This is a genomic window from Mycobacterium sp. ML4, assembly GCF_054515735.1.
Map to the genome: position 1 here is coordinate 136566 of NZ_JBTNSY010000006.1, position 18338 is coordinate 154903.

Here is an 18338-nt window from a genome sequence, read left to right on the forward strand (position 1 = left end):
GATTTGGGTAGATAACGTGGCGGGTGAGACCAGAGCGAATGTTATTCCCCTGCACAGTAATCGGGGCCGGGTAGCGGCGCGCCGCAGAGCCGAGCAGCGCTCGGAGGCCGTGGGCCCGCACCCCTCGGTGCTGTCCGATCCCAGCGGTCGCGCATCGGCTGAGGAGATCGCCGCGGTCGTCCGCGAAATCGACGAGCACCGCCGCACGTCGGGTGGGTCGTCCAGCGGTGAGGCGCCACTGAACGATCTCGCCCAGCGTGTCGCAGCGGTCGCCGGATTTTTTCGGCAACGACTGATCGGTGATTACAGCGTCGACGAGTTCGGCTTCGATCCGCACTTCAACGACGCCATCGTGCGGCCGTTGCTGAGATTCTTCTTCAACTCCTGGTTCCGCGTCGAAGTCACCGGCATCGAGAACATCCCCAGCGACGGCGCGGCGCTAGTGGTCGCCAATCACGCGGGAGTACTCCCGTTCGACGGTCTCATGCTGTCGGTGGCAGTGCACGACGAGCATCCCGCGCGGCGTGACCTGCGCCTTCTGGCCGCCGACATGGTGTTCGACCTCCCGGTGGTCGGCTCGACGGCGCGCAAGGCCGGTCACACCATGGCCTGCACCACCGACGCCCACCGGCTACTCGCCTCCGGCGAACTCACCGCGGTGTTTCCCGAGGGCTACAAGGGCCTGGGAAAACGCTTCGAAGACCGTTATCGCCTGCAGCGGTTCGGTCGCGGGGGTTTCGTCTCGGCGGCGTTGCGCACCAAGGCGCCGATAGTGCCGTGCTCCATCATCGGCTCCGAAGAGATTTACCCGATGTTGACCGACGTGAAGCTGCTGGCGCGGCTGTTCGGCGTGCCGTACTTCCCGGTGACGCCGCTGTTCCCGTTGGCCGGGCCGGCGGGACTTGTTCCGCTGCCCTCCAAGTGGCGGATCGCGTTCGGCGAGCCGATCCACACCGCCGACTATGCGCCCGGCGACGCCGACGACCCGATGGTCACCTTCGAGCTGACCGACCAGGTCCGCGAGACCATCCAGCAGACGCTGTACCGGCTGCTGGCCGGCCGCCGCAACATCTTCTTCGGCTGACCCGCCGCCCGTCAGAACCCCGAAACATAAACCGCCGCTGCGACTTTCGGGCGTCGCAGCGGCGGTTCAGGTATCGGGTTTACTTGACCAGGGTGAACTGGCAGACGTTGGTGTAGCCATCCCGGAACAGGTCCGAGCAGCCGCGCAGATACTTCATGAAGGTCTCGTACTCCTGCTCGCCCTTGAGCGCGATCGCCTTTTCCTTGTTAGCTTCCAGCGCGTCGGCCCAGGCGTTGAGGGTGGGGACGTAATTCTTGCCGATGAAGTGATGGCGCTCGATCTTGAACCCGGCCTCGGTCGAGTAGCGGTCGACCTGTTCGACCTGCGGCAACTTACCGCCGGGGTAGATCTCCCGCAGGATGAAGCTGATGAAGCGCAACAGGCTCATCGTGGTCTTCAGGCCCAACTTCTTGCCCTCTTCGGCGGTGGGCACCACGATCGAGTGCAGCAACATCCGGCCGTCATCGGGTAGCAAGCTGTAGTACTTCTTGAAGAAGGTTGCGTACCGCTCGTAGCCCGCGTCGCCCGCGCCGTCGGCGAAGTGCTCGAACGCGCCCAGCGACACGATGCGGTCGACGGGTTCGTCGAACAGCTCCCAGCCCTGCAGCCGAACCTCTTTGCGGCGCGGGCTGTCCATCTCGTCGAACTTCTGCTGGCAGTGCGCGAGCTGGTTCTCGCTGAGCGTGAGGCCGATGACGTTGACGTCGTAGTGCTCGACGGCGTGCCGCATGGTCGAACCCCAGCCACTGCCGATGTCGAGCAGCGTCATGCCGGGCTCGAGGTTCAGCTTGTCCAGCGCCAGTTTGCGCTTGGCGAACTGTGCCTCTTCGAGCGTCTTGGTCTGGGGCTCGTCGATGTTCGGGTTTTCATCGAAGTAGGCGCAGCTGTAGGTCATCGACGGGTCGAGCCACAGCTTGAAGAATTCGTTGGAACGGTCGTAGTGCGATTGCACATCCTCTACCGGGGGCTGTAGCTGGGTCCCACCTGTGGTGCCTTCTGTCATAAAAGTGACGCTACCTGCTGGGTTCAGATCGATGCAATTGCGGCCACGGTGGCCTCGGTGTCGGCGTCATGCTGTGCCGCTTCGCCCAGCATCGTGACGACGCTGGTGATCACCGGCTTACCTTCGCCATCGGTCACCTCGCTGCGGATCTCGGCCAACACCGTTCCGTGCGACTGGATCACAGAGTCGAGGTAGGTGTCGAAGTGCAACTCATCACCGACCACGATCGGGCGGTGGAACGTGAACTTCTGGTCGCGGTGCATGACCCGGGCGATGTTGATCGGGATGCTGAACTTGGTGAAGATCTCGAGCTGGACCCGTCGCCCCGCGATCGCCAAGAACGTCAGCGGCGCCGGCAGCGCGTCGTAGCCGGCCTCGGCAGCAACTTTCTCGCTGTGGTGGATCGGGTTGTCGTCTTTTACCGAAAGGGCGAATTCGCGGATCTTCTCGCGCCCGACCACGAAGTGGTCTTCCTGCCGGTAGTGCTTACCGATGATTCCTTCGGCCCCCTGAGGAACTGTCATGCCGCCGCTTTCCGATCGAAGAGTTAGCTCAGCGGCGCAGCTTATCAGCGTGATTGGCGTCGCGACGCCACAGCCGCCAGCGCGCCGCCCGCGGCTCCCAGCGCCAGAGCGGACGGCACCCCGATGCGAGCCGCCTTGCGGGCGGTCCGGAAGTCGCGGATTTCCCACCCCCGCTCGCGGGCCAGGCTGCGCAGCCGGGCGTCGGGATTGATTGCGACCGCGGTGCCCACCAGGGACAGCATCGGCACGTCGTTGTAGCTGTCGGAGTATGCCGTGCAGCGCTTGAGGTTCAAACCTTCCCGGATCGCCAGCGAACGCACCGCATGGGCCTTTCCGGTGCCGTGCAGGATCTCGCCCACCAGCCTGCCGGTGAAGATGCCGTCGACGGATTCGGCCACGGTGCCCAAAGCGCCCGTCAGGCCCAACCGGCGGGCGATTGTCGCCGCGAGCTCGTACGGGGTGGCGGTGATCAGCCAGACCTGCTGGCCGGCGTCCAGGTGCATCTGAGTGAGTTCGCGGGTCCCCGGCCAGATCTTGTCGGCGATGATCTCGTCGTAGATCTCGTCGCCCAAACGCACCAGCTCGTCGACCGAACGGCCCTCGATGAAGGCCAGCGCTTTGCGCCGGCCGGCGGCCACGTCGCCGCTGTTCTCCTTGCCCAGAACCTGGAACTTGGCCTGCGCGTAGATGAAACCCAGTACGTCGCGGTAGGTGAAGTAGTGTCGAGCGGCCAGCCCACGGCCGAAATGCACCGCAGAGGAGCCCTGCACCAGGGTGTTGTCGACGTCGAAGAACGCGGCGGCGGTCAGATCGACGGGCGGCTGCGGACGTTCGCTCGCGTCGTCGGCCCGGATGTCGGCCAGCGCACGTTCGGCACTGGCGTCGGCGGCCAGCGACTCCAGGTCGACGCGACCGCTCACAGGTTCAAACGAAGCCATGGAAGACATCAGCCAAACCTCCCAAGTCGCTGACTAGCCCGGTTGCCGGAGCCTGGACGCCATCGAGCCGACCCCAACCCTATCCGGCCGGAGCCGGGCCGATGTCAGACTGGTCGCCATGGTCACGTCCGCGAGCCGACCGCAGGTGCAGCTGTTGACCCGCGCCGGTTGCGCCGTGTGCGACCGGGTGCATGCGCGGCTGGCGGAGCTGGCCGCAGAGCTGGACTTCGAACTGGTCTGCACGGACGTGGACGCGCAGGCGCACGCGGGGAATGCGGCGCTGCGGGCCGAGTTCGGCGATCGGCTGCCGGTGGTCCTGCTGGAGGGCCGAGAGCACAGTTACTGGGACATCGACGAACCGCGGTTGCGTGCCGACCTCGCGGGCCGGTAATCGCCGGCCTGAACTTCTGCAGGCCGCTATCGGCTCGGGTTGAAGGGGTCGGTGGTCACCAGGAGAAGTGGCTCCTCGCACAGTGCCGTGCGTCGCCAACCTCGCGCTTTGGTAAGCCGCTAGTCTCAAATCCGCTGCGGATCTTCACTCTCGGCGAGCTCGGGGCGTTGCCGACATTTGGTAGCCCACCTGACAACCGTCTACCGTAGGTAGTAGTTCACTTTCCAAAGCTGCAAGGGAGCGGGCCAGGTGATGCTGCCGTGAGCATCCTGCTCTTCGGGGTTTCGCACCGCAGTGCGCCGGTCTCCGTGCTGGAACAACTCAGCATCGATGAGTCCGATCAAGTCAAGATCGTCGACCTGGTGCTGCAATCGCCGCTGGTCAGCGAGGCCATGGTGCTCTCGACGTGCAACCGCGTCGAGGTCTATGCCGTGGTCGAGGCCTTCCACGGCGGTCTGTCGGTGATCGGGCAGGTGCTCGCCGAGTACTCCGGTCTGCCGATGGGCGATCTGACCAAACACGCTTACGTCCGTTACAGCGAGGCCGCCGTCGAGCACCTGTTCGCGGTGGCCAGCGGCCTGGATTCGGCAGTGGTCGGCGAGCAGCAAGTGTTGGGGCAGGTGCGCCGGGCCTATGCCTGTGCCGAGGCCAACAGCACGGTCGGCCGCGTGCTGCATGAGCTGGCCCAGCGGGCGCTGTCGGTGGGTAAGCGGGTGCACTCCGAAACCGCGATCGACGCAGCGGGTGCCTCCGTGGTGTCGGTAGCCCTCGACATCGCCGGCCGCAAGCTCGGCACCCTGAACGGCAAGACCGCCGTGGTGGTCGGCGCTGGGGCGATGGGTGCGCTGGCGGCGTCGCATCTGACCCGCGCCGGCGTCGGTCGGGTTCATGTGCTGAACCGGTCGCGGAACCGGGCTCAGCGTCTGGCCGCCCGGATGCAGCTGTCGGGCGTCACGGCGGAGGCGCTGACGCTTGACCGGCTGGCCGACGCGCTGGCCGATGCCGACGTGGTGGTCAGCTGCACCGGTGCGGTCAGTCCGGTGGTCTCGCTGGCCGACGTGCACCACGCGCTGGTCAGAGCGCGCCGGGATGAGGCGCTGAAACCCCTGGTCATCTGCGATCTCGGCATGCCGCGCGACGTTGACCCGGCGGTGGCCGGGTTGCCCGGCGTCCTGGTGGTGGACGTGGACCGCGTGCAGCACGAACCGTCTGCGCACGCGGCCGCCGCCGACGTGGATGCCGCACGTCATATCGTCGCGGCCGAAGTCGCGGCCTACCTGACCGGTCAGCGGATGGCCGAGGTCACCCCGACGGTGACCGCACTGCGTCAGCGGGCCGCCGACGTCGTCCAGGCGGAGCTGCTGCGGCTGGACAACCGGCTGCCGGGACTGGACACCGCCGAGCGCGCAGAGGTGGCCCGCACGGTGCGCCGGGTGGTGGACAAGCTGTTGCACGCACCGACGGTGCGGATCAAGCAGCTGGCCAGTGCGCCGGGCGGCGACAGTTACGCCGAGGCGCTGCGTGAGCTTTTCGAACTGGAGCAGACGGCGGTCGACGCTGTCGCCACAGCCGGTGAATTGCAGTCACTGGCAACGGAATTCGACAACCCTTCGGCCGAGTGACCGATTGGCGCACGTGATCCGGATTGGCACTCGGGGCAGCCTGCTGGCCACCACCCAGGCCGCGACCGTCAGGGACGCTCTCATCGCCATTGGACATCCCGCCGGGCTGGTGACGATCAGCACCGTGGGCGATCGATCGTCGGCGCCGATCGAAGAGCTGGGGGTGGGGGTCTTCACCACAGCGCTGCGAGAAGCGATGGATGCGGGCCGAGTGGACGCCGCTGTGCATTCGCACAAGGATTTGCCGACCGCTGCCGACGCTCGGTTCACCATCGCGGCCATACCGCCACGCAACGACCCCCGCGACGCCGTCGTCGCCCGGGACGGGCTGGTGCTCGGGGAGTTGCCGGTGGGTTCGCTGGTAGGCACCTCCTCGCCGCGACGGGCGGCACAGCTTAGAGCACTGGGTCTCGGTTTGGAAATCCGCCCCCTACGAGGCAACCTAGATACCAGGTTGAACAGGGTAAGCAGTGGTGATCTGGACGCCGTCGTGGTGGCCCGGGCCGGGTTGGCCCGACTGGGCCGGCTCGACGACGTCACCGAGACGCTGGAGCCGGTGCAGATGTTGCCGGCCCCGGCTCAAGGTGCTCTCGCAGTCGAGTGTCGAGCCGGCGACAGCCGGTTGGCGGCGGTGTTGGCGGAGCTGGACGACGCCGACACTCGTGCGGCGGTCACCGCGGAGCGTGCTCTGCTCGCCGAACTGGAGGCTGGTTGCTCGGCGCCGGTGGGTGCGATCGCAGAAGTGGTCGAGTCCATCGACGAGGAGGGGCGGGTCTTCGAAGAGCTGTCGCTGCGTGGCTGCGTGGCTGCACTCGACGGGTCCGACGTGATCCGCGCGTCCGGCATCGGCACCTCCGATCGGGCACGGGAGCTGGGGCTCTCCGTTGCTGCGGAGCTGTTTGAACTGGGCGCCGCAGAGTTGATGAGGGGAGCGCGGGAAGACCCCGCGCAAGGAAGTTAAAGAGACTTGGGAGCGACAACGATGACGCGAGGGCGTAAGCCGACACCGGGCCGGATCACGTTCGTGGGCTCCGGTCCCGGCGACCCTGGTCTGCTGACCACCCGGGCTGCCACGGTGCTGGCGAATGCGGCCCTGGTGTTCACCGACCCCGATGTGCCCGAGCCGGTGCTGGCACTGATCGGCAAGGATCTGCCTCCGGTGTCGGGCCCGGCCCCCGCCGAGACGGCACCGGCCAGTTCCGATGGCGCCAGCGGTTCGTCGAGCCCCGAGACCGCGGCAGCGGTGATCTCGGAGGGCCCGGACATCCGTCCGGCGCTGGGCGACCCTGCCGAAGTCGCCAAGACGCTGACCGTCGAGGCCCGCTCGGGCGCCGACGTCGTGCGTCTGGTCGCCGGTGACCCGCTGTCGGTCGACGCGGTGATCACCGAGGTCAACGCCGTCGCCCGCGCCCACCTGCATGTCGAGATCGTGCCGGGGCTGGCCCCCAGTAGCGCGGTCCCGACGTACGCCGGGCTGCCGTTGGGCTCCTCGCACACTGTTGCCGACGTGCGCGACCCACATGTCGATTGGGAAGCTCTGGCCGCGGCTCCCGGGCCGCTCATCCTGCAGGCCACCGCGTCGCACCTGGCCGATGCCGCGCGCACCCTGATCGAACACGGGCTGGCCGACAGCACACCGTGTGTGGTGACCGCACAGGGCACCACCTGCCAGCAGCGCTCCGTGGAGACCACGTTGCAGGGTCTGACCGATCCGGCCGTCCTGGGCGGCGGCAGCGATCCGGCCGGTCCGTTGACCGGTCCGCTCGTGGTCACCATCGGCAAGACGGTGGCCAGCCGGGCGAAGCTGAACTGGTGGGAGAGCCGGGCACTGTACGGCTGGACCGTGCTGGTGCCCCGCACCAAGGATCAGGCCGGAGAGATGAGCGAGCGCCTGACGTCCTACGGCGCGCTGCCCATCGAGGTGCCGACCATCGCCGTCGAGCCGCCCCGCAGCCCCGCCCAGATGGAACGTGCCGTCAAGGGCCTGGTGGACGGTCGTTTCCAGTGGGTGGTTTTCACCTCGACCAACGCGGTGCGCGCGGTCTGGGAGAAGTTCGGCGAATTCGGTCTGGACGCACGCGCGTTCTCCGGCGTGAAGATCGCCTGTGTCGGTGAGGCGACAGCCGACCGGGTGCGGGCATTCGGGATCAGTCCCGAGCTGGTGCCGTCCGGCGAGCAGTCGTCGATGGGTTTGCTGGACGAATTCCCGCCCTACGACAGCATTTTCGATCCGGTGAACCGGGTGCTGCTGCCGCGGGCGGACATCGCGACCGAGACCCTGGCCGAGGGCCTGCGCGAGCGCGGCTGGGAGATCGAGGACGTCACCGCCTACCGGACCGTGCGGGCCGCCCCGCCGCCGGCATCCACCCGGGAGATGATCAAGACCGGCGGTTTCGACGCCGTGTGCTTCACCTCCAGCTCCACCGTGCGCAACCTGGTCGGCATCGCCGGCAAGCCGCACCCGCGGACCATCATCGCCTGCATCGGCCCCAAGACCGCGGAGACCGCGGCCGAGTTCGGCTTGCGGGTGGACGTCCAGCCGGAGACCGCTGCGGTGGGGCCGCTGGTCGACGCCCTGGCCGAACACGCCGCCCGGTTGCGCGCCGAGGGGGCGCTGCCGCCGCCGCGCAAGAAGAGCCGCAGGCGATGACGTGTCGTGCGCTGACTCTGCGTCCAGGGCGCGAAAGTGTGAGTGACGTCCGCCCTCAACGCAGAATCAACGTACGCGGCTAGGAGACAACGTGGCGTACCCGCGGCAGCGACCGCGCCGGCTCCGTTCCACTCCGGCCCTGCGCCGCCTGGTGGCGCAAACATCTTTGGAACCACGGCATTTGGTGTTGCCGATGTTCGTCGCCGACGGTATCGACGAACCGCGGGCCATCGGGTCCATGCCTGGAGTGGTGCAACACACCCGAGACTCGCTGCGTAGCGCGGCCGCCGACGCGGTCGCGGCCGGTGTGGGCGGACTGATGATCTTCGGTGTGCCGCGTGAGCAGGACAAGGACTCCCTGGGATCGGCCGGCACCGACCCGGACGGCATCCTCAACGTGGCACTGCGCGATCTCTCCAAGGACCTCGGCGACGCCACCGTGCTGATGGCCGACACCTGTCTGGACGAGTTCACCGATCACGGGCACTGTGGGGTCGTCGACGAGCGCGGCCGGGTCGACAACGACGCCACCTTGGTTCGTTACGTGGAATTGGCGCTCGCGCAAGCGGAATCGGGTGCGCACATAGTCGGTCCGAGCGGGATGATGGACGGCCAGGTGGGCGCGATCCGCGACGGCCTGGACGCGGCGGGGTACACCGACGTCGCCATTCTGGCTTATGCGGCCAAGTTCGCGTCGGCGTTTTACGGCCCGTTCCGGGAGGCGGTCGCCTCGAGTCTTTCCGGCGACCGGCGCACGTATCAGCAGGAGCCGGGCAACGCCCGGGAGGCGTTGCGCGAGGTACAACTGGACCTGGACGAGGGCGCTGACGTCGTGATGGTCAAACCGGCGATGGGGTACCTGGATGTACTGGCCGCGGCGGCTGGCCGCTCTCCGGTTCCGGTGGCGGCCTATCAGGTTTCGGGGGAGTACGCGATGATTTGTGCGGCGGCGGCCAACAACTGGATCGATGAGCGTGCTGCGGCGCTGGAATCGCTGACCAGCATTCGGCGCGCGGGGGCAGATTTCGTGCTGACTTACTGGGCCGCCGAGGCAGCGAGGTGGCTTGCGTGACGGAGGCGCACATGGAACCGGCACAGGGACCGCGGGATAAGCCGGCGGACAAACCACTGTTCCACGAACCCGGCGCCAGCTGGTATTGGGTGCTGGCGGGCCCACTGTCCGCGGTGTCGCTGATCTACATCCAGCACGTCAACCACGTTCCGATCTCGTTTCTGGTTCCGTCCGTCTTCCTGGTCCTGGTGTCGGCGTTCGTCGCGTTGCAGGTGAAGGCCGCGCGGATCCACACTTCGGTCGAACTCACCGAGGATGCCCTGCGCCAGGGCACCGAGACCATCCTGGTCCGCGAGATCGTCAAGGTCTTCCCAGAGGCCGAGAACTCGGTGAAGTCGGACAAGCCGCTGGCCAGGTGGCAGTCGGCGCGGGCGCTCGGCGAACTGGTCGGCGTGCCGCGCGGCCGGTACGGCATCGGGCTCAAGCTCACCGGCGGCCGCACCGCGCAGGCCTGGGCGCGCCGGCACCGCCATCTGCGTGACGCGCTGACTCCGCTGGTCGAGCGGCGGATGGGGCCCTACGTTCCCGAGGTCGCCGACGAGCGCGACGCCTTCGACGACGACGACAACGAGTCGATCCGGTGAACCCCCGCGCTGTCGTGGAGCTGGTGCTGGCCGCCGTCGCCTTCGTGGCGACCGGGTTCAGCTGGCTGCACACCCGGTCCACCATCGCTGTCGCGCCGGTAACCGATGGGCAACCGCCCACCACGTCGGTGGTCTATGACCCGCAGCAGCTGGTGCTGACGCTGTTGTTGGCGACTGCCGCCGGGATTCTCGTGGTGCTCGGTGTGGCCAGGCTCAGGCGCGCTAAGCCGACTTCTTGACCAATGGAAGCACCAGCTGGCGCCGCCGCGTGATGCCCTCGGCCACATAGCGCAGGGCCTCGTGCACCGAACGCGTGACGGGCAACGGTGCCTCGGCGGGGTCGCCGCAGTCGCCCAACAGCCCGCTGACGATCGGGTTGGCCACGATCATCCATTCCACACCGGCCGCCCGGCATTCCTCGTCCAGCACAGCGAACAAGGCGAATCCGGCGGAGGAGAAATGCGTCACCTCACTCAGGTCGAGCACCACGGGATTGTCGTTGAGAACGAAACGGCGAATGTGCTCGCCCACCTGGTCGACGTTGACGGCGTCGATCTCGCCGCGGATGGCCACCACGGTGGCCAAATGCCGGCAATGCGCCCGGATCTGGGCGCCGGCGCAGTCGACGGTGCTGGAAAACCGTCGTGTGATCGCGGTAGTCATCAAACTGCCCCATTTCCCCAAGGTGCATACCTTTTTGGAAGACCAAAACCCTGCACTCTAAGGTGCCCGCTAAACCTAAGGGGACCGCTAGCCACGACTAACTCTTTGCTAAGAAGCGGCTCGTGGCCCGATGCGATGGACCCGCTGTTAGGCTGCCGGGTGCCAGTCGGGGGGCCGGTGAGCGGACGAGAAGGCTCGGGACGGCCGGTGAATTGACGCGACTACAAGCAGACAAGAGTCCAGGCGGAAAGAACCTCGTGCGCAGCGTAGAGATGAAGGCTCAGATCCGCGGGGAGATCAAGGCCCTGACCGGACTGCGCATCATCGCGGCGCTGTGGGTGGTGCTGTTCCACTTCCGTCCGATGCTCACCGATGTGTCGCCCGATTTGCGGGAGAACCTGGCGCCGGTGCTCAACTGCGGCGCCCAGGGGGTCGACCTTTTCTTCATCCTCAGCGGGTTCGTGTTGACCTGGAACTACCTCGACCGCATGGGTGGGGCCTGGTCCACGCGCGCCACCGTGCACTTCCTGTGGCTGCGCCTGGCCCGGGTGTGGCCGGTGTACCTGCTCACCATGCACCTCGCCGCCTTGATCGTGATCGCGAGCCTGCATGTCGGGCACGTGCCGCTACCGGAGGTCAGGGACCTGACCGCGATCAGCTACGTGCGCCAGGTTCTGTTGGTGCAGCTGTGGTTCGAACCCTTCTTCGACAACACCAGCTGGGACGGGCCGGCCTGGTCGATCAGCGCGGAATGGTTGGCCTACCTGCTGTTCGGTCTGATCGTCCTGGTGATCTTGCGGTTGGAGCGAACCACCCGGGCGCGCAGCCTGATGGTGCTGGCGTTCGCGGCGTGTCTGCCGCCCGTGGTCTTGCTGCTGGCCAGCGGTTACTTCTACACACCGTGGAGCTGGCTGCCACGCATCGTCACCCAGTTCGTCGCCGGCGCCCTGGCCTGCGCCGCGGTGCGTAGATTGCGGCTGAGCAACCGTGCCCGGCACGTGGCCGGGTACCTCTCGCTGCTGCTGGTGGTCGCGATGGTGGCGATCCTGTACTGGTTTGACGCCCATCCGATCAGCGGCGTCGTGGACAGCGGTGGCGTCGTGGATGTGCTGTTCGTGCCGTTGGTGATCACCTTGGCGGTCGGCCTGGGCAGCCTGCCCTGGGTGCTGTCGACACCGGTGATGGTGTACGGCGGGGAAATCTCGTTCTGCCTGTACATGGTTCACGAGTTGGTGCACACCTGCTGGGGCTGGGCGGTACTGCAGTTCGAGCTCACTCCGCAGGACAATCCGTGGAAATGGAATGTCATCGGGCTGATCGTGATCTCGCTGCTGTTGTCGATGGGGATGTACCGATACGTCGAAGAGCCGGCCCGTCGGTGGATGCGCAGGATGATCGGCGCCAGAGCCGCCCCGGCGGGCACCCAGCCCGACGATTCGCCCACCACCAAACTGCATCCCATCGACGGCCCGCTGTCCGGCGTCTCCTCCCGAGCGGTGTGAGACGCGCCCCGAAATGCCGGGGCCGCAAGCGAGTTGACCGATGGTTGGCCGGGGACCCTCGTACGATTTCCGGTAGATGCATCCGTTCCTCCGGTGGAGGTCGCAGTGACTCGACTGGCCGGCTTCGCCATCAGCTTGAGCATGCTGACGGTCCTGGCTCTGTCAGGCCTGGCCGATCCGGTGCGGTCGCCGCCGTACCGGGCTCTGACGCTGGACCTGCGGCTCAAACCCATCGCCGTGATCGGCGACTCTTACACCACCGGCACCGACGAGGGCGGTCTGGGAACGAACTCGTGGACCGCCCGAACCTGGCGTACGCTCGCGGCGCCCGGACTGCGCATTACCAGCAATGTGGCCGCCGAGGGTAGAGCGGGATACGGGGCAATCGGCGACCACGGCAGCATCTTCCAGGATCTGACCGCCAGAGCGGTCAGGGCCGAGGACGTTCTGGTGGTGTTCTTCGGATCCCGCAACGACCAGGGTGTCGATCCGGTACTGCTGGCCCAACGCGTGCAGGCCACTTTCGCTCTGGCGCGCCGACTCGCGCCCTCCGCCAGGTTTCTGGTGATCGGACCGCCGTGGCCGACCGCCGAGGTGCCGCCAGGGGTGTTGGTGATCCGCGACGTGCTGGCCGGCGCGGCGTGGGCGGCGGGGGCGGCGTTCGTCGACCCGATCGGTGATCGATGGTTCGTCGACCGGCCTGATCTCATCGGCACCGACGGAGTGCACCCCAATGACGCCGGGCACGAGTACATGGCGGACAAGATGGTGCCGCTGATTCGATGGCAATTGGTGAGCTGAGACAGTAAAACGCTGACCGCACAACGTAATCAGAGCCGTGCGGACACCGCTTCAGTCTTCGGCGTGCCTTTCGTAGTCCCAACGCTCAAGTCGCGCTTGCAATTGGACCAACCCAAGCCCTGCGACTGGCGCGGCTGCTGTAAGCAGTAGCAACAGCATCGGACTCATGTCAAAACCTCCAAAACCCTTCTATTGGTATCACGTTCGCCGCTACTACGAGGTTCATTCGGCCGATAATCCACCGTCGTGTCATTCGATTGTTATGGCGCGATCGGCCAACGCTCCGATCACAGGGCCCAACAGCTGCGCGTACTCGGTGGTGATGTGGTTGTCGTCGCGGAACACCAGCGTGTTGCCGACGATCAGCGGGCAGCGGTCCGCCGTGCAGAACAAGTCGGTCAGGTCCGCATAGGAGCCGCCGGCTGCGCTGGTCACCCGTTGTTCGGCGCCGATGCCGTCGCCGTTGACCGCGACCGGGCGCGTCGGAGCACAGGTGCCGGCGTCGTCCAGGTGAGCGGACAGGCACGTCGGCGCCGACGTCTGCGGGTCGGCGACCGGGCCGAGCACCAGCACCCGCGAGCCGATGCCCCGCAGCTGGGCCACCACCGTGGCCAGGGCATCGATCCACGCCGGGTCATACGAAGTGAAGCTGAAATCGGCGTGGTAGCGCCGGCTCATGCTGAGCACCACCAGCCGCGGCGGTTTCGCCGCCAGCCGGCTCACGATCTCCCCACGCCATTGCTCACACTCGGTGTACTTGCGCCCCAGATAGGGGCTGACGATCGGGATGTCCAGAAACGGGCAGGTGACTTTGGCCATGGTCTCGAGCCGCCAGTGTCGCTGCTCGGCGACCTGCCGCAGGGCAGGGTCCCACATCGCCGCGTGTGAATCGCCGATCAGCGCCACGGTGGTGGGGGAGGCGATGTCCGCGTCCGCGCATTCGCTTTGGCCGACATCACGCCAGGACCGCATGCAACCGTTGACGAACACGGCAGCTTTGTCACCCGGAGCCGCCGCCAGGGACGGGTTGAGGTTGGATGGCACCGCGCGCAGTCCCGCTGAGGCCGCGAGCATGTCGCGCGCTTGAGCGAACGCCTGCCGGATTGCGGCCTCCTGCGGGCTGACCTGCGGGTCGGGCACGGGCGGCAGCGCGACGATCCTGGCCTGAGGCGCGGCAGCGCCATGACCCACCGGGGCCGGCACCGCCGTCAGCAGTACCGCGCAGGCGCATGCGGCGATTCCGCTGGCGGCGCCGGCCACCATCAGGCTGGCCTTCGCGGATCGGCGTAACACCACGGCGAACCGGCCGGGATTCTCGACGGCGTGCATGGTGATCACGGCGAGCCCGGCAGACACCGTCGTCGCCGCCAGCCGGCCCGGCAAACCGCCCGGATCGCCCAGCAGCGGCGGAAGCAGCAACAGCACCGGCCAGTGCCACAGGTACCACGAGTAGGACACCCTGCCGGCGGCCCGCATCACCGGAGGGCACAGCACCCGGCCGACGCCCATACCGCCGGTGACGCAACCTGCGCCGATCACCAGGGCGGTGCCCAGTACCGGTAGCAGCGCCGAGGTGCCGGGGTAGGGGGTGTGCGGGCCCAGCTGTGTGCAGGTCAGCACGATCAGCGACAGACCGCCCCAACCCGCCACCGTCGCGGGCAGCAGGGGCAGTCGCTTCCACTGATCGATGGTCAACGCCACCAGGCCACCGGTCGCCAGCTCCCACGCCCGGGTCGGCAGCGAGAAGAACGCCCACGGGGGCGAGCTGCGGGTCCAGATCACCGCCGCCGCCAGCGATGCCGCACCGATGACTGACACGACCACCACGCGGGGCGCGGTGCGCGGGGTGTTACCCGGCGCGGTGCGCCGTGCCAACCAGGCCGTGCCGATGAAGAGGGCCGGCCACAGCAGGTAGAACTGCTCCTCCACGCCGAGGGACCAGTAGTGCTGGAACGGTGACGGGGGCAGGTCGGAAATCATGTAGTCGGTGCCCTGTGCGGCGAACCGGTAATTGCCGACGTAAAGCATGCTGGCGATGCCATCGATGAACACCCGGCGGGCCTGCAGCGGCGGCAGCACCGCGGCCGCGACGACGGCGGTGATCACGCCGACGGTGGCCGCCGCGGGTAACAGCCGACGGGCCCGAGCGGCGTAAAAGCGGCCCAGCGCAACGGTATTGGTGGTCTGTACTTCCCGCCACAGCAGTCCGGTGATGAGGAAGCCGGAGATGACGAAGAAGACGTCGACGCCGATGTAGCCGCCGGCGATACCCGGAATTCCCGCGTGGTAGAGCACGACGGCGATCACCGCGACGGCGCGCAGTCCCTCGATGTCCGGACGGAACGGGGTGCGGTCCTGGTCGGCCACGGGTCAGGTCGCCAGCCAAGCGAGTTCGCCCGGCAACTGCGCACGCCAGTAGTCGACGTCGTGCCCGCCCGGAGAGAAGCTGCCCGCCGGCTTCTTCTTCAGTTGGCTGACGAATTGGCTGCTGGCGAAGAAGAAGCGGTCGCCGATCCCGCAGTCGACCCTGAGGGGGATGGAGTTGAGCACCGGCAGACCGAACACGGTGTTGCGGCTCCAGTCGTCGATGCTGTCGAACGCGCCCGGCGCGCTGCCGATATAGGACATGTACAGCGCCGGGCTGATGGCGCAGATGCCGGCGGTGCGGGCCGGCCCCAGCCGCGCTCCCAGCAGCAGCGCGCCGTAACCGCCCATCGACCAACCCAGGAACCCGACCCGCGCGGTGTCCATACCCATCGACGTCAACATCGGCAGCAGCTCTTCGAGCACCATGGTGCCGGAGTCCTCGCCGTTTGACCGCCGGTGCCAGTAGCTGTTGGCACCGCCGTCCACACCCACCACGGCGAAGGGCGGCTTTCCCTCGCTGACCAGTTGCGCGAGCGCATCTTCCACGCCGCAGTCCAGCATCTGGTTCGCGTCGCCGTCCTTGCCGTGCAACGCGATCACCGGCCGCAGCATCTTGGTCTGACCCGGCGGCATGGCGATCACCCAGTTGGTCTTGATTCCACCTCTGGCCGCCGAAATGAACGATCCGGTGAGTTTGGTCGGCAGCGTCTTGCCCGCGGTCGGCGGGTCGAACGGAGCGGGCGCCGCCGGCGCGGCCAGCGTGGCCAGGGGGTCGAGCAGTGCGCTCAGCGACCAGCCGCCGGCTGCCGCGGCACCGGCGCCGGCACCCATGCGCAGCACCGAGCGTCGGGTCAGGTCGGCCACGATCGTCAATCATGCCGCGCCGCCCCGGCTTTGACGCCCCTGCCACGCCGTATTGCAAGGCACTCGTAACGACGGCGTGATCCAGAGACCGCTGAGCTGCTAGCGTCCGGTGATGCGGGACGACCGGGACTGCCTGGACAACAATGCCACGCTGAAGCAAGGACTTTCGCAGCGTCAGCTCAGCATGATCGCCATCGGCGGCGTGATCGGTGCCGGGTTGTTCGTCGGCTCGGGGGTGGTGATCGGGGAAACCGGTCCGGCCGCGTTCCTGACCTATGCCATCTGTGGCCTGCTGATCGTCCTGGTGATGCGGATGCTGGGCGAGATGGCGGCGGCGAATCCGTCGACCGGGTCGTTCGCCGACTACGCGGCAACGGCGCTGGGCGGCTGGGCCGGGTTCTCGGTCGGCTGGCTGTATTGGTACTTCTGGGTGATCGTGGTCGGGTTCGAAGCGGTCGCCGGCGGAAAGGTGCTCAATTACTGGTTTCCGGCGCCATTGTGGCTGTCGGCGTTGTGCCTGATGGTGCTGATGACGGTCACCAACCTGTTCTCGGTGTCCTCTTTCGGAGAGTTCGAGTTCTGGTTCGCCGGAATCAAAGTCGCGACGATCGTGATCTTTCTCGGCCTGGGAACGGCCTTCGTTCTCGGGATGCTGCCCGGCCACCACGTGGACTTCACCAACCTCACGTCACATGGTGGTTTCTTCCCCAAGGGGGTGGGGGCCGTGTTCGCCGCCATTGTGGTGGTGATCTTCTCGATGGTGGGCGCCGAGGTCGTCACGGTCGCCGCCGCGGAGAGCCGCGATCCCGAGCGCGCCATCGCACGAGCAACCCGCTCGGTGGTGGCGCGGATCGTGGTCTTCTTCGTCGGCTCTGTTCTGCTGCTGGTGATCATCCTGCCGTGGAATTCCGCGCAGCTCGGTGCCTCGCCATACGTGGCGGCGCTCAAGCACATGGGCTTGCCCGGCGCGGACCAGATCATGAACGCGGTGGTGCTGACCGCGGTGCTGTCGTGCCTGAACTCGGGTCTGTACACGTCATCGCGGATGCTGTTCGTGCTCGCCGGCCGGCGCGAGGCACCGGCACGACTGGTCCGCCTCAGCCGCCGTGGTGTGCCTGCGATCGCGATCGTGTGTTCTTCGCTGGTGGGCTTTTTGTGTGTGCTGATGGCCTGGCTGGCGCCCAACACTGTGTTCCTGTTTCTGCTCAACTCCTCGGGCGCGGTGATCTTGTTCGTGTATCTGCTGCTCGCGGTATCGCAGATCGTGCTGCGCCGCCGGACATCTGCGGAGAAGTTGCGAGTGAAGATGTGGCTTTTCCCGGCGCTGTCGGTCCTGACAGCGCTGGGAATCGTTGCGGTACTTGTGCAAATGGCGTTCAACGAGGCCACCCGAAGTCAGCTGTGGCTCAGCCTGTTCTCTTGGATACTGGTGGTGGCGGTGTACTTTCTCGCACCGATTCGCCGTCGTAATCCACTCGCGCGTAATACTTTTCGTGACACCCGTTGAGGCGGGCCGGGTGGGTTGTGCTACGCGGGTGACCGGCCGGCTGCTGAGGGAGCAGTTCGGTGGGGCCAACGGCGAGCTGATTACTGCGCTGTCGCGTTGGAGCGCACCAGCATGCTGATCCGTTCCGCGGCCCTTCTGGGTGGGCGAGAATCCGGGAAGGCAAGTGGCGGCCCCATCATTGTCTGTTGCCAAAAGTCGAACGCCTCCGTCAACGAGGCCGCTGACGGAGGCGTTCGAATACTGGGTTACACCGTGGGGCGACGAGTAGCACCCGGTTGCACAGTCGGATCGGTGTTGTTGCGACGCTTGAGGCCCGCGAGTCCGGCCAGACCCAGCAAGCCGGCGAGCCCCCACAGCCCGGTGTTGTCGCTGTGCTGGTTGTTGTTGTCGTGGTTGGCCAGCGTGGTGGTGGTCGACGACGGAGCCGGAGCCTGGTCGACGGTGGCGTTGGCGACACCTGCTCCACCGAAGAGGAGTGCCGTGACGGCGCAGCCGGCAGCAATCGTGTTACGTAACATCATTACTCCTTTTGGTCGCGAACGACCGAAAGCGGATTCGGGCCAGTTTGATCTAGCTCGTCGGACGACGACGCGGAGCGAACCACTCCGACGCCGTGGTCCACTGATACCCCGGCAGCCGACGCTGAAACCTCATCGGAGCGAAGGTGACGAGATAACGAAAAACCCTGCTGCCCTCCGAAAGAGGCTTGTGCCGGCAATCGTACTCGGTACCCGGGCGCCCGGTAGTTTCAGTGCGGTATCGACGG

The 18338-nt window shown here is 66.9% G+C and carries 18 protein-coding genes; 11 read left to right on the forward strand and 7 right to left on the reverse strand.

From position 1 onward, the window contains the following. Position 1 precedes the first annotated feature (1 nt). Positions 2 to 1084, forward strand: a complete 1083-nt coding sequence (locus ACX9NE_RS08435; protein ID WP_459361355.1) for a lysophospholipid acyltransferase family protein — start codon at positions 2 to 4, stop codon at positions 1082 to 1084. Positions 1085 to 1163: 79 nt separating this feature from the next. Here the strand turns inward: ACX9NE_RS08435 and ACX9NE_RS08440 are convergent, their stop codons facing one another. From ACX9NE_RS08440 to ACX9NE_RS08450, 3 genes are read right to left on the reverse strand one after another with little or no spacing between them, the layout of a single operon-like run. Further along, positions 1164 to 2087 carry a cyclopropane mycolic acid synthase family methyltransferase gene (locus tag ACX9NE_RS08440; protein ID WP_459361234.1) on the reverse strand — a complete coding sequence of 308 codons (924 nt, stop codon included), beginning with the start codon at positions 2085 to 2087 and terminating at the stop codon, positions 1164 to 1166. Between the two features lie 23 nt (positions 2088 to 2110). Then, complete coding sequence (locus ACX9NE_RS08445) at positions 2111 to 2611, reverse strand: FAS1-like dehydratase domain-containing protein (RefSeq protein ID WP_459361235.1); 501 nt, start codon at positions 2609 to 2611, stop codon at positions 2111 to 2113. 44 nt (positions 2612 to 2655) lie between these two features. Continuing rightward, on the reverse strand, positions 2656 to 3558 hold the full coding sequence (locus tag ACX9NE_RS08450) for an HAD family hydrolase (protein ID WP_459361236.1): 903 nt from the start codon (positions 3556 to 3558) through the stop codon (positions 2656 to 2658). A gap of 109 nt (positions 3559 to 3667) precedes the next feature. On the opposite strand from ACX9NE_RS08450, the gene ACX9NE_RS08455 reads away from it, so the two are divergent. The 7 genes from ACX9NE_RS08455 to ACX9NE_RS08485 all read left to right on the forward strand — a co-directional run bounded on the left by ACX9NE_RS08455 (position 3668) and on the right by ACX9NE_RS08485 (position 10107). After that, on the forward strand, positions 3668 to 3940 hold the full coding sequence (locus ACX9NE_RS08455) for a glutaredoxin family protein (RefSeq protein WP_459361237.1): 273 nt from the start codon (positions 3668 to 3670) through the stop codon (positions 3938 to 3940). 260 nt (positions 3941 to 4200) lie between these two features. Beyond that, entirely contained in the window at positions 4201 to 5562 is a 1362-nt protein-coding gene (locus ACX9NE_RS08460) for a glutamyl-tRNA reductase (RefSeq protein ID WP_459361238.1), read from the forward strand. Positions 5563 to 5575: 13 nt separating this feature from the next. Further along, positions 5576 to 6523, forward strand: a complete 948-nt coding sequence (gene hemC / locus ACX9NE_RS08465) for a hydroxymethylbilane synthase (RefSeq protein WP_459361356.1) — start codon at positions 5576 to 5578, stop codon at positions 6521 to 6523. 21 nt (positions 6524 to 6544) lie between these two features. Continuing rightward, positions 6545 to 8212, forward strand: a complete 1668-nt coding sequence (locus ACX9NE_RS08470) for a bifunctional uroporphyrinogen-III C-methyltransferase/uroporphyrinogen-III synthase (protein WP_459361239.1) — start codon at positions 6545 to 6547, stop codon at positions 8210 to 8212. A 91-nt stretch (positions 8213 to 8303) separates the two neighbouring features. After that, entirely contained in the window at positions 8304 to 9284 is a 981-nt protein-coding gene (gene hemB, locus ACX9NE_RS08475) for a porphobilinogen synthase (RefSeq protein ID WP_459361240.1), read from the forward strand. Between the two features lie 11 nt (positions 9285 to 9295). Further along, on the forward strand, positions 9296 to 9868 hold the full coding sequence (locus ACX9NE_RS08480; protein ID WP_459361357.1) for a DUF3093 domain-containing protein: 573 nt from the start codon (positions 9296 to 9298) through the stop codon (positions 9866 to 9868). Further along, positions 9865 to 10107 carry a hypothetical protein gene (locus ACX9NE_RS08485; protein ID WP_459361241.1) on the forward strand — a complete coding sequence of 81 codons (243 nt, stop codon included), beginning with the start codon at positions 9865 to 9867 and terminating at the stop codon, positions 10105 to 10107. Before ACX9NE_RS08480 ends, ACX9NE_RS08485 begins: the two co-directional genes overlap by 4 nt. Here ACX9NE_RS08485 and ACX9NE_RS08490 read toward each other — a convergent pair. After that, complete coding sequence (locus ACX9NE_RS08490; RefSeq protein WP_459361242.1) at positions 10091 to 10531, reverse strand: STAS domain-containing protein; 441 nt, start codon at positions 10529 to 10531, stop codon at positions 10091 to 10093. The genes ACX9NE_RS08485 and ACX9NE_RS08490 overlap by 17 nt on opposite strands. A gap of 272 nt (positions 10532 to 10803) precedes the next feature. Here ACX9NE_RS08490 and ACX9NE_RS08495 point away from each other — a divergent pair, with 272 nt between their 5' ends. Both ACX9NE_RS08495 and ACX9NE_RS08500 read left to right on the forward strand, forming a co-directional pair. Continuing rightward, positions 10804 to 12033: an acyltransferase family protein gene (locus ACX9NE_RS08495; RefSeq protein WP_459361358.1), complete on the forward strand. Its 1230-nt coding sequence runs from the start codon at positions 10804 to 10806 to the stop codon at positions 12031 to 12033. A 105-nt stretch (positions 12034 to 12138) separates the two neighbouring features. Then, positions 12139 to 12834, forward strand: coding sequence for an Rv0518 family GDSL lipase (locus ACX9NE_RS08500; RefSeq protein ID WP_459361243.1), 696 nt, complete (start codon positions 12139 to 12141; stop codon positions 12832 to 12834). A 249-nt stretch (positions 12835 to 13083) separates the two neighbouring features. Here ACX9NE_RS08500 and ACX9NE_RS08505 read toward each other — a convergent pair whose 3' ends face one another. Together ACX9NE_RS08505 and ACX9NE_RS08510 are read right to left on the reverse strand one after the other, a co-directional pair. Beyond that, positions 13084 to 15201, reverse strand: a complete 2118-nt coding sequence (locus ACX9NE_RS08505) for an acyltransferase family protein (protein WP_459361244.1) — start codon at positions 15199 to 15201, stop codon at positions 13084 to 13086. A gap of 3 nt (positions 15202 to 15204) precedes the next feature. Beyond that, entirely contained in the window at positions 15205 to 16032 is an 828-nt protein-coding gene (locus ACX9NE_RS08510; RefSeq protein ID WP_459361359.1) for an alpha/beta hydrolase, read from the reverse strand. Positions 16033 to 16177: 145 nt separating this feature from the next. Here ACX9NE_RS08510 and ACX9NE_RS08515 point away from each other — a divergent pair, with 145 nt between their 5' ends. Further along, positions 16178 to 17572: an amino acid permease gene (locus ACX9NE_RS08515; RefSeq protein WP_459361245.1), complete on the forward strand. Its 1395-nt coding sequence runs from the start codon at positions 16178 to 16180 to the stop codon at positions 17570 to 17572. Between the two features lie 245 nt (positions 17573 to 17817). Here the strand turns inward: ACX9NE_RS08515 and ACX9NE_RS08520 are convergent, their stop codons facing one another. Beyond that, positions 17818 to 18090 (reverse strand): WGxxGxxG family protein, encoded by a 273-nt coding sequence (locus tag ACX9NE_RS08520; RefSeq protein ID WP_459361246.1) that lies wholly within the window; start codon positions 18088 to 18090, stop codon positions 17818 to 17820. Positions 18091 to 18338: the final 248 nt, after the last annotated feature.

Coding starts and splice junctions, on each gene's coding strand:
- ACX9NE_RS08520 (WP_459361246.1), bottom strand. CDS start 18,090: ATGTTACGTAACACGATTGCTGCCGGCTGCGCCGTCACGGCACTCCTC.
- ACX9NE_RS08445 (WP_459361235.1), bottom strand. CDS start 2,611: ATGACAGTTCCTCAGGGGGCCGAAGGAATCATCGGTAAGCACTACCGG.
- ACX9NE_RS08455 (WP_459361237.1), top strand. CDS start 3,668: ATGGTCACGTCCGCGAGCCGACCGCAGGTGCAGCTGTTGACCCGCGCC.
- ACX9NE_RS08495 (WP_459361358.1), top strand. CDS start 10,804: ATGAAGGCTCAGATCCGCGGGGAGATCAAGGCCCTGACCGGACTGCGC.
- ACX9NE_RS08440 (WP_459361234.1), bottom strand. CDS start 2,087: ATGACAGAAGGCACCACAGGTGGGACCCAGCTACAGCCCCCGGTAGAG.
- ACX9NE_RS08515 (WP_459361245.1), top strand. CDS start 16,178: ATGCGGGACGACCGGGACTGCCTGGACAACAATGCCACGCTGAAGCAA.
- ACX9NE_RS08480 (WP_459361357.1), top strand. CDS start 9,296: ATGGAACCGGCACAGGGACCGCGGGATAAGCCGGCGGACAAACCACTG.
- ACX9NE_RS08450 (WP_459361236.1), bottom strand. CDS start 3,558: ATGTCTTCCATGGCTTCGTTTGAACCTGTGAGCGGTCGCGTCGACCTG.
- ACX9NE_RS08470 (WP_459361239.1), top strand. CDS start 6,545: ATGACGCGAGGGCGTAAGCCGACACCGGGCCGGATCACGTTCGTGGGC.
- ACX9NE_RS08490 (WP_459361242.1), bottom strand. CDS start 10,531: ATGACTACCGCGATCACACGACGGTTTTCCAGCACCGTCGACTGCGCC.
- ACX9NE_RS08510 (WP_459361359.1), bottom strand. CDS start 16,032: ATGGGTGCCGGCGCCGGTGCCGCGGCAGCCGGCGGCTGGTCGCTGAGC.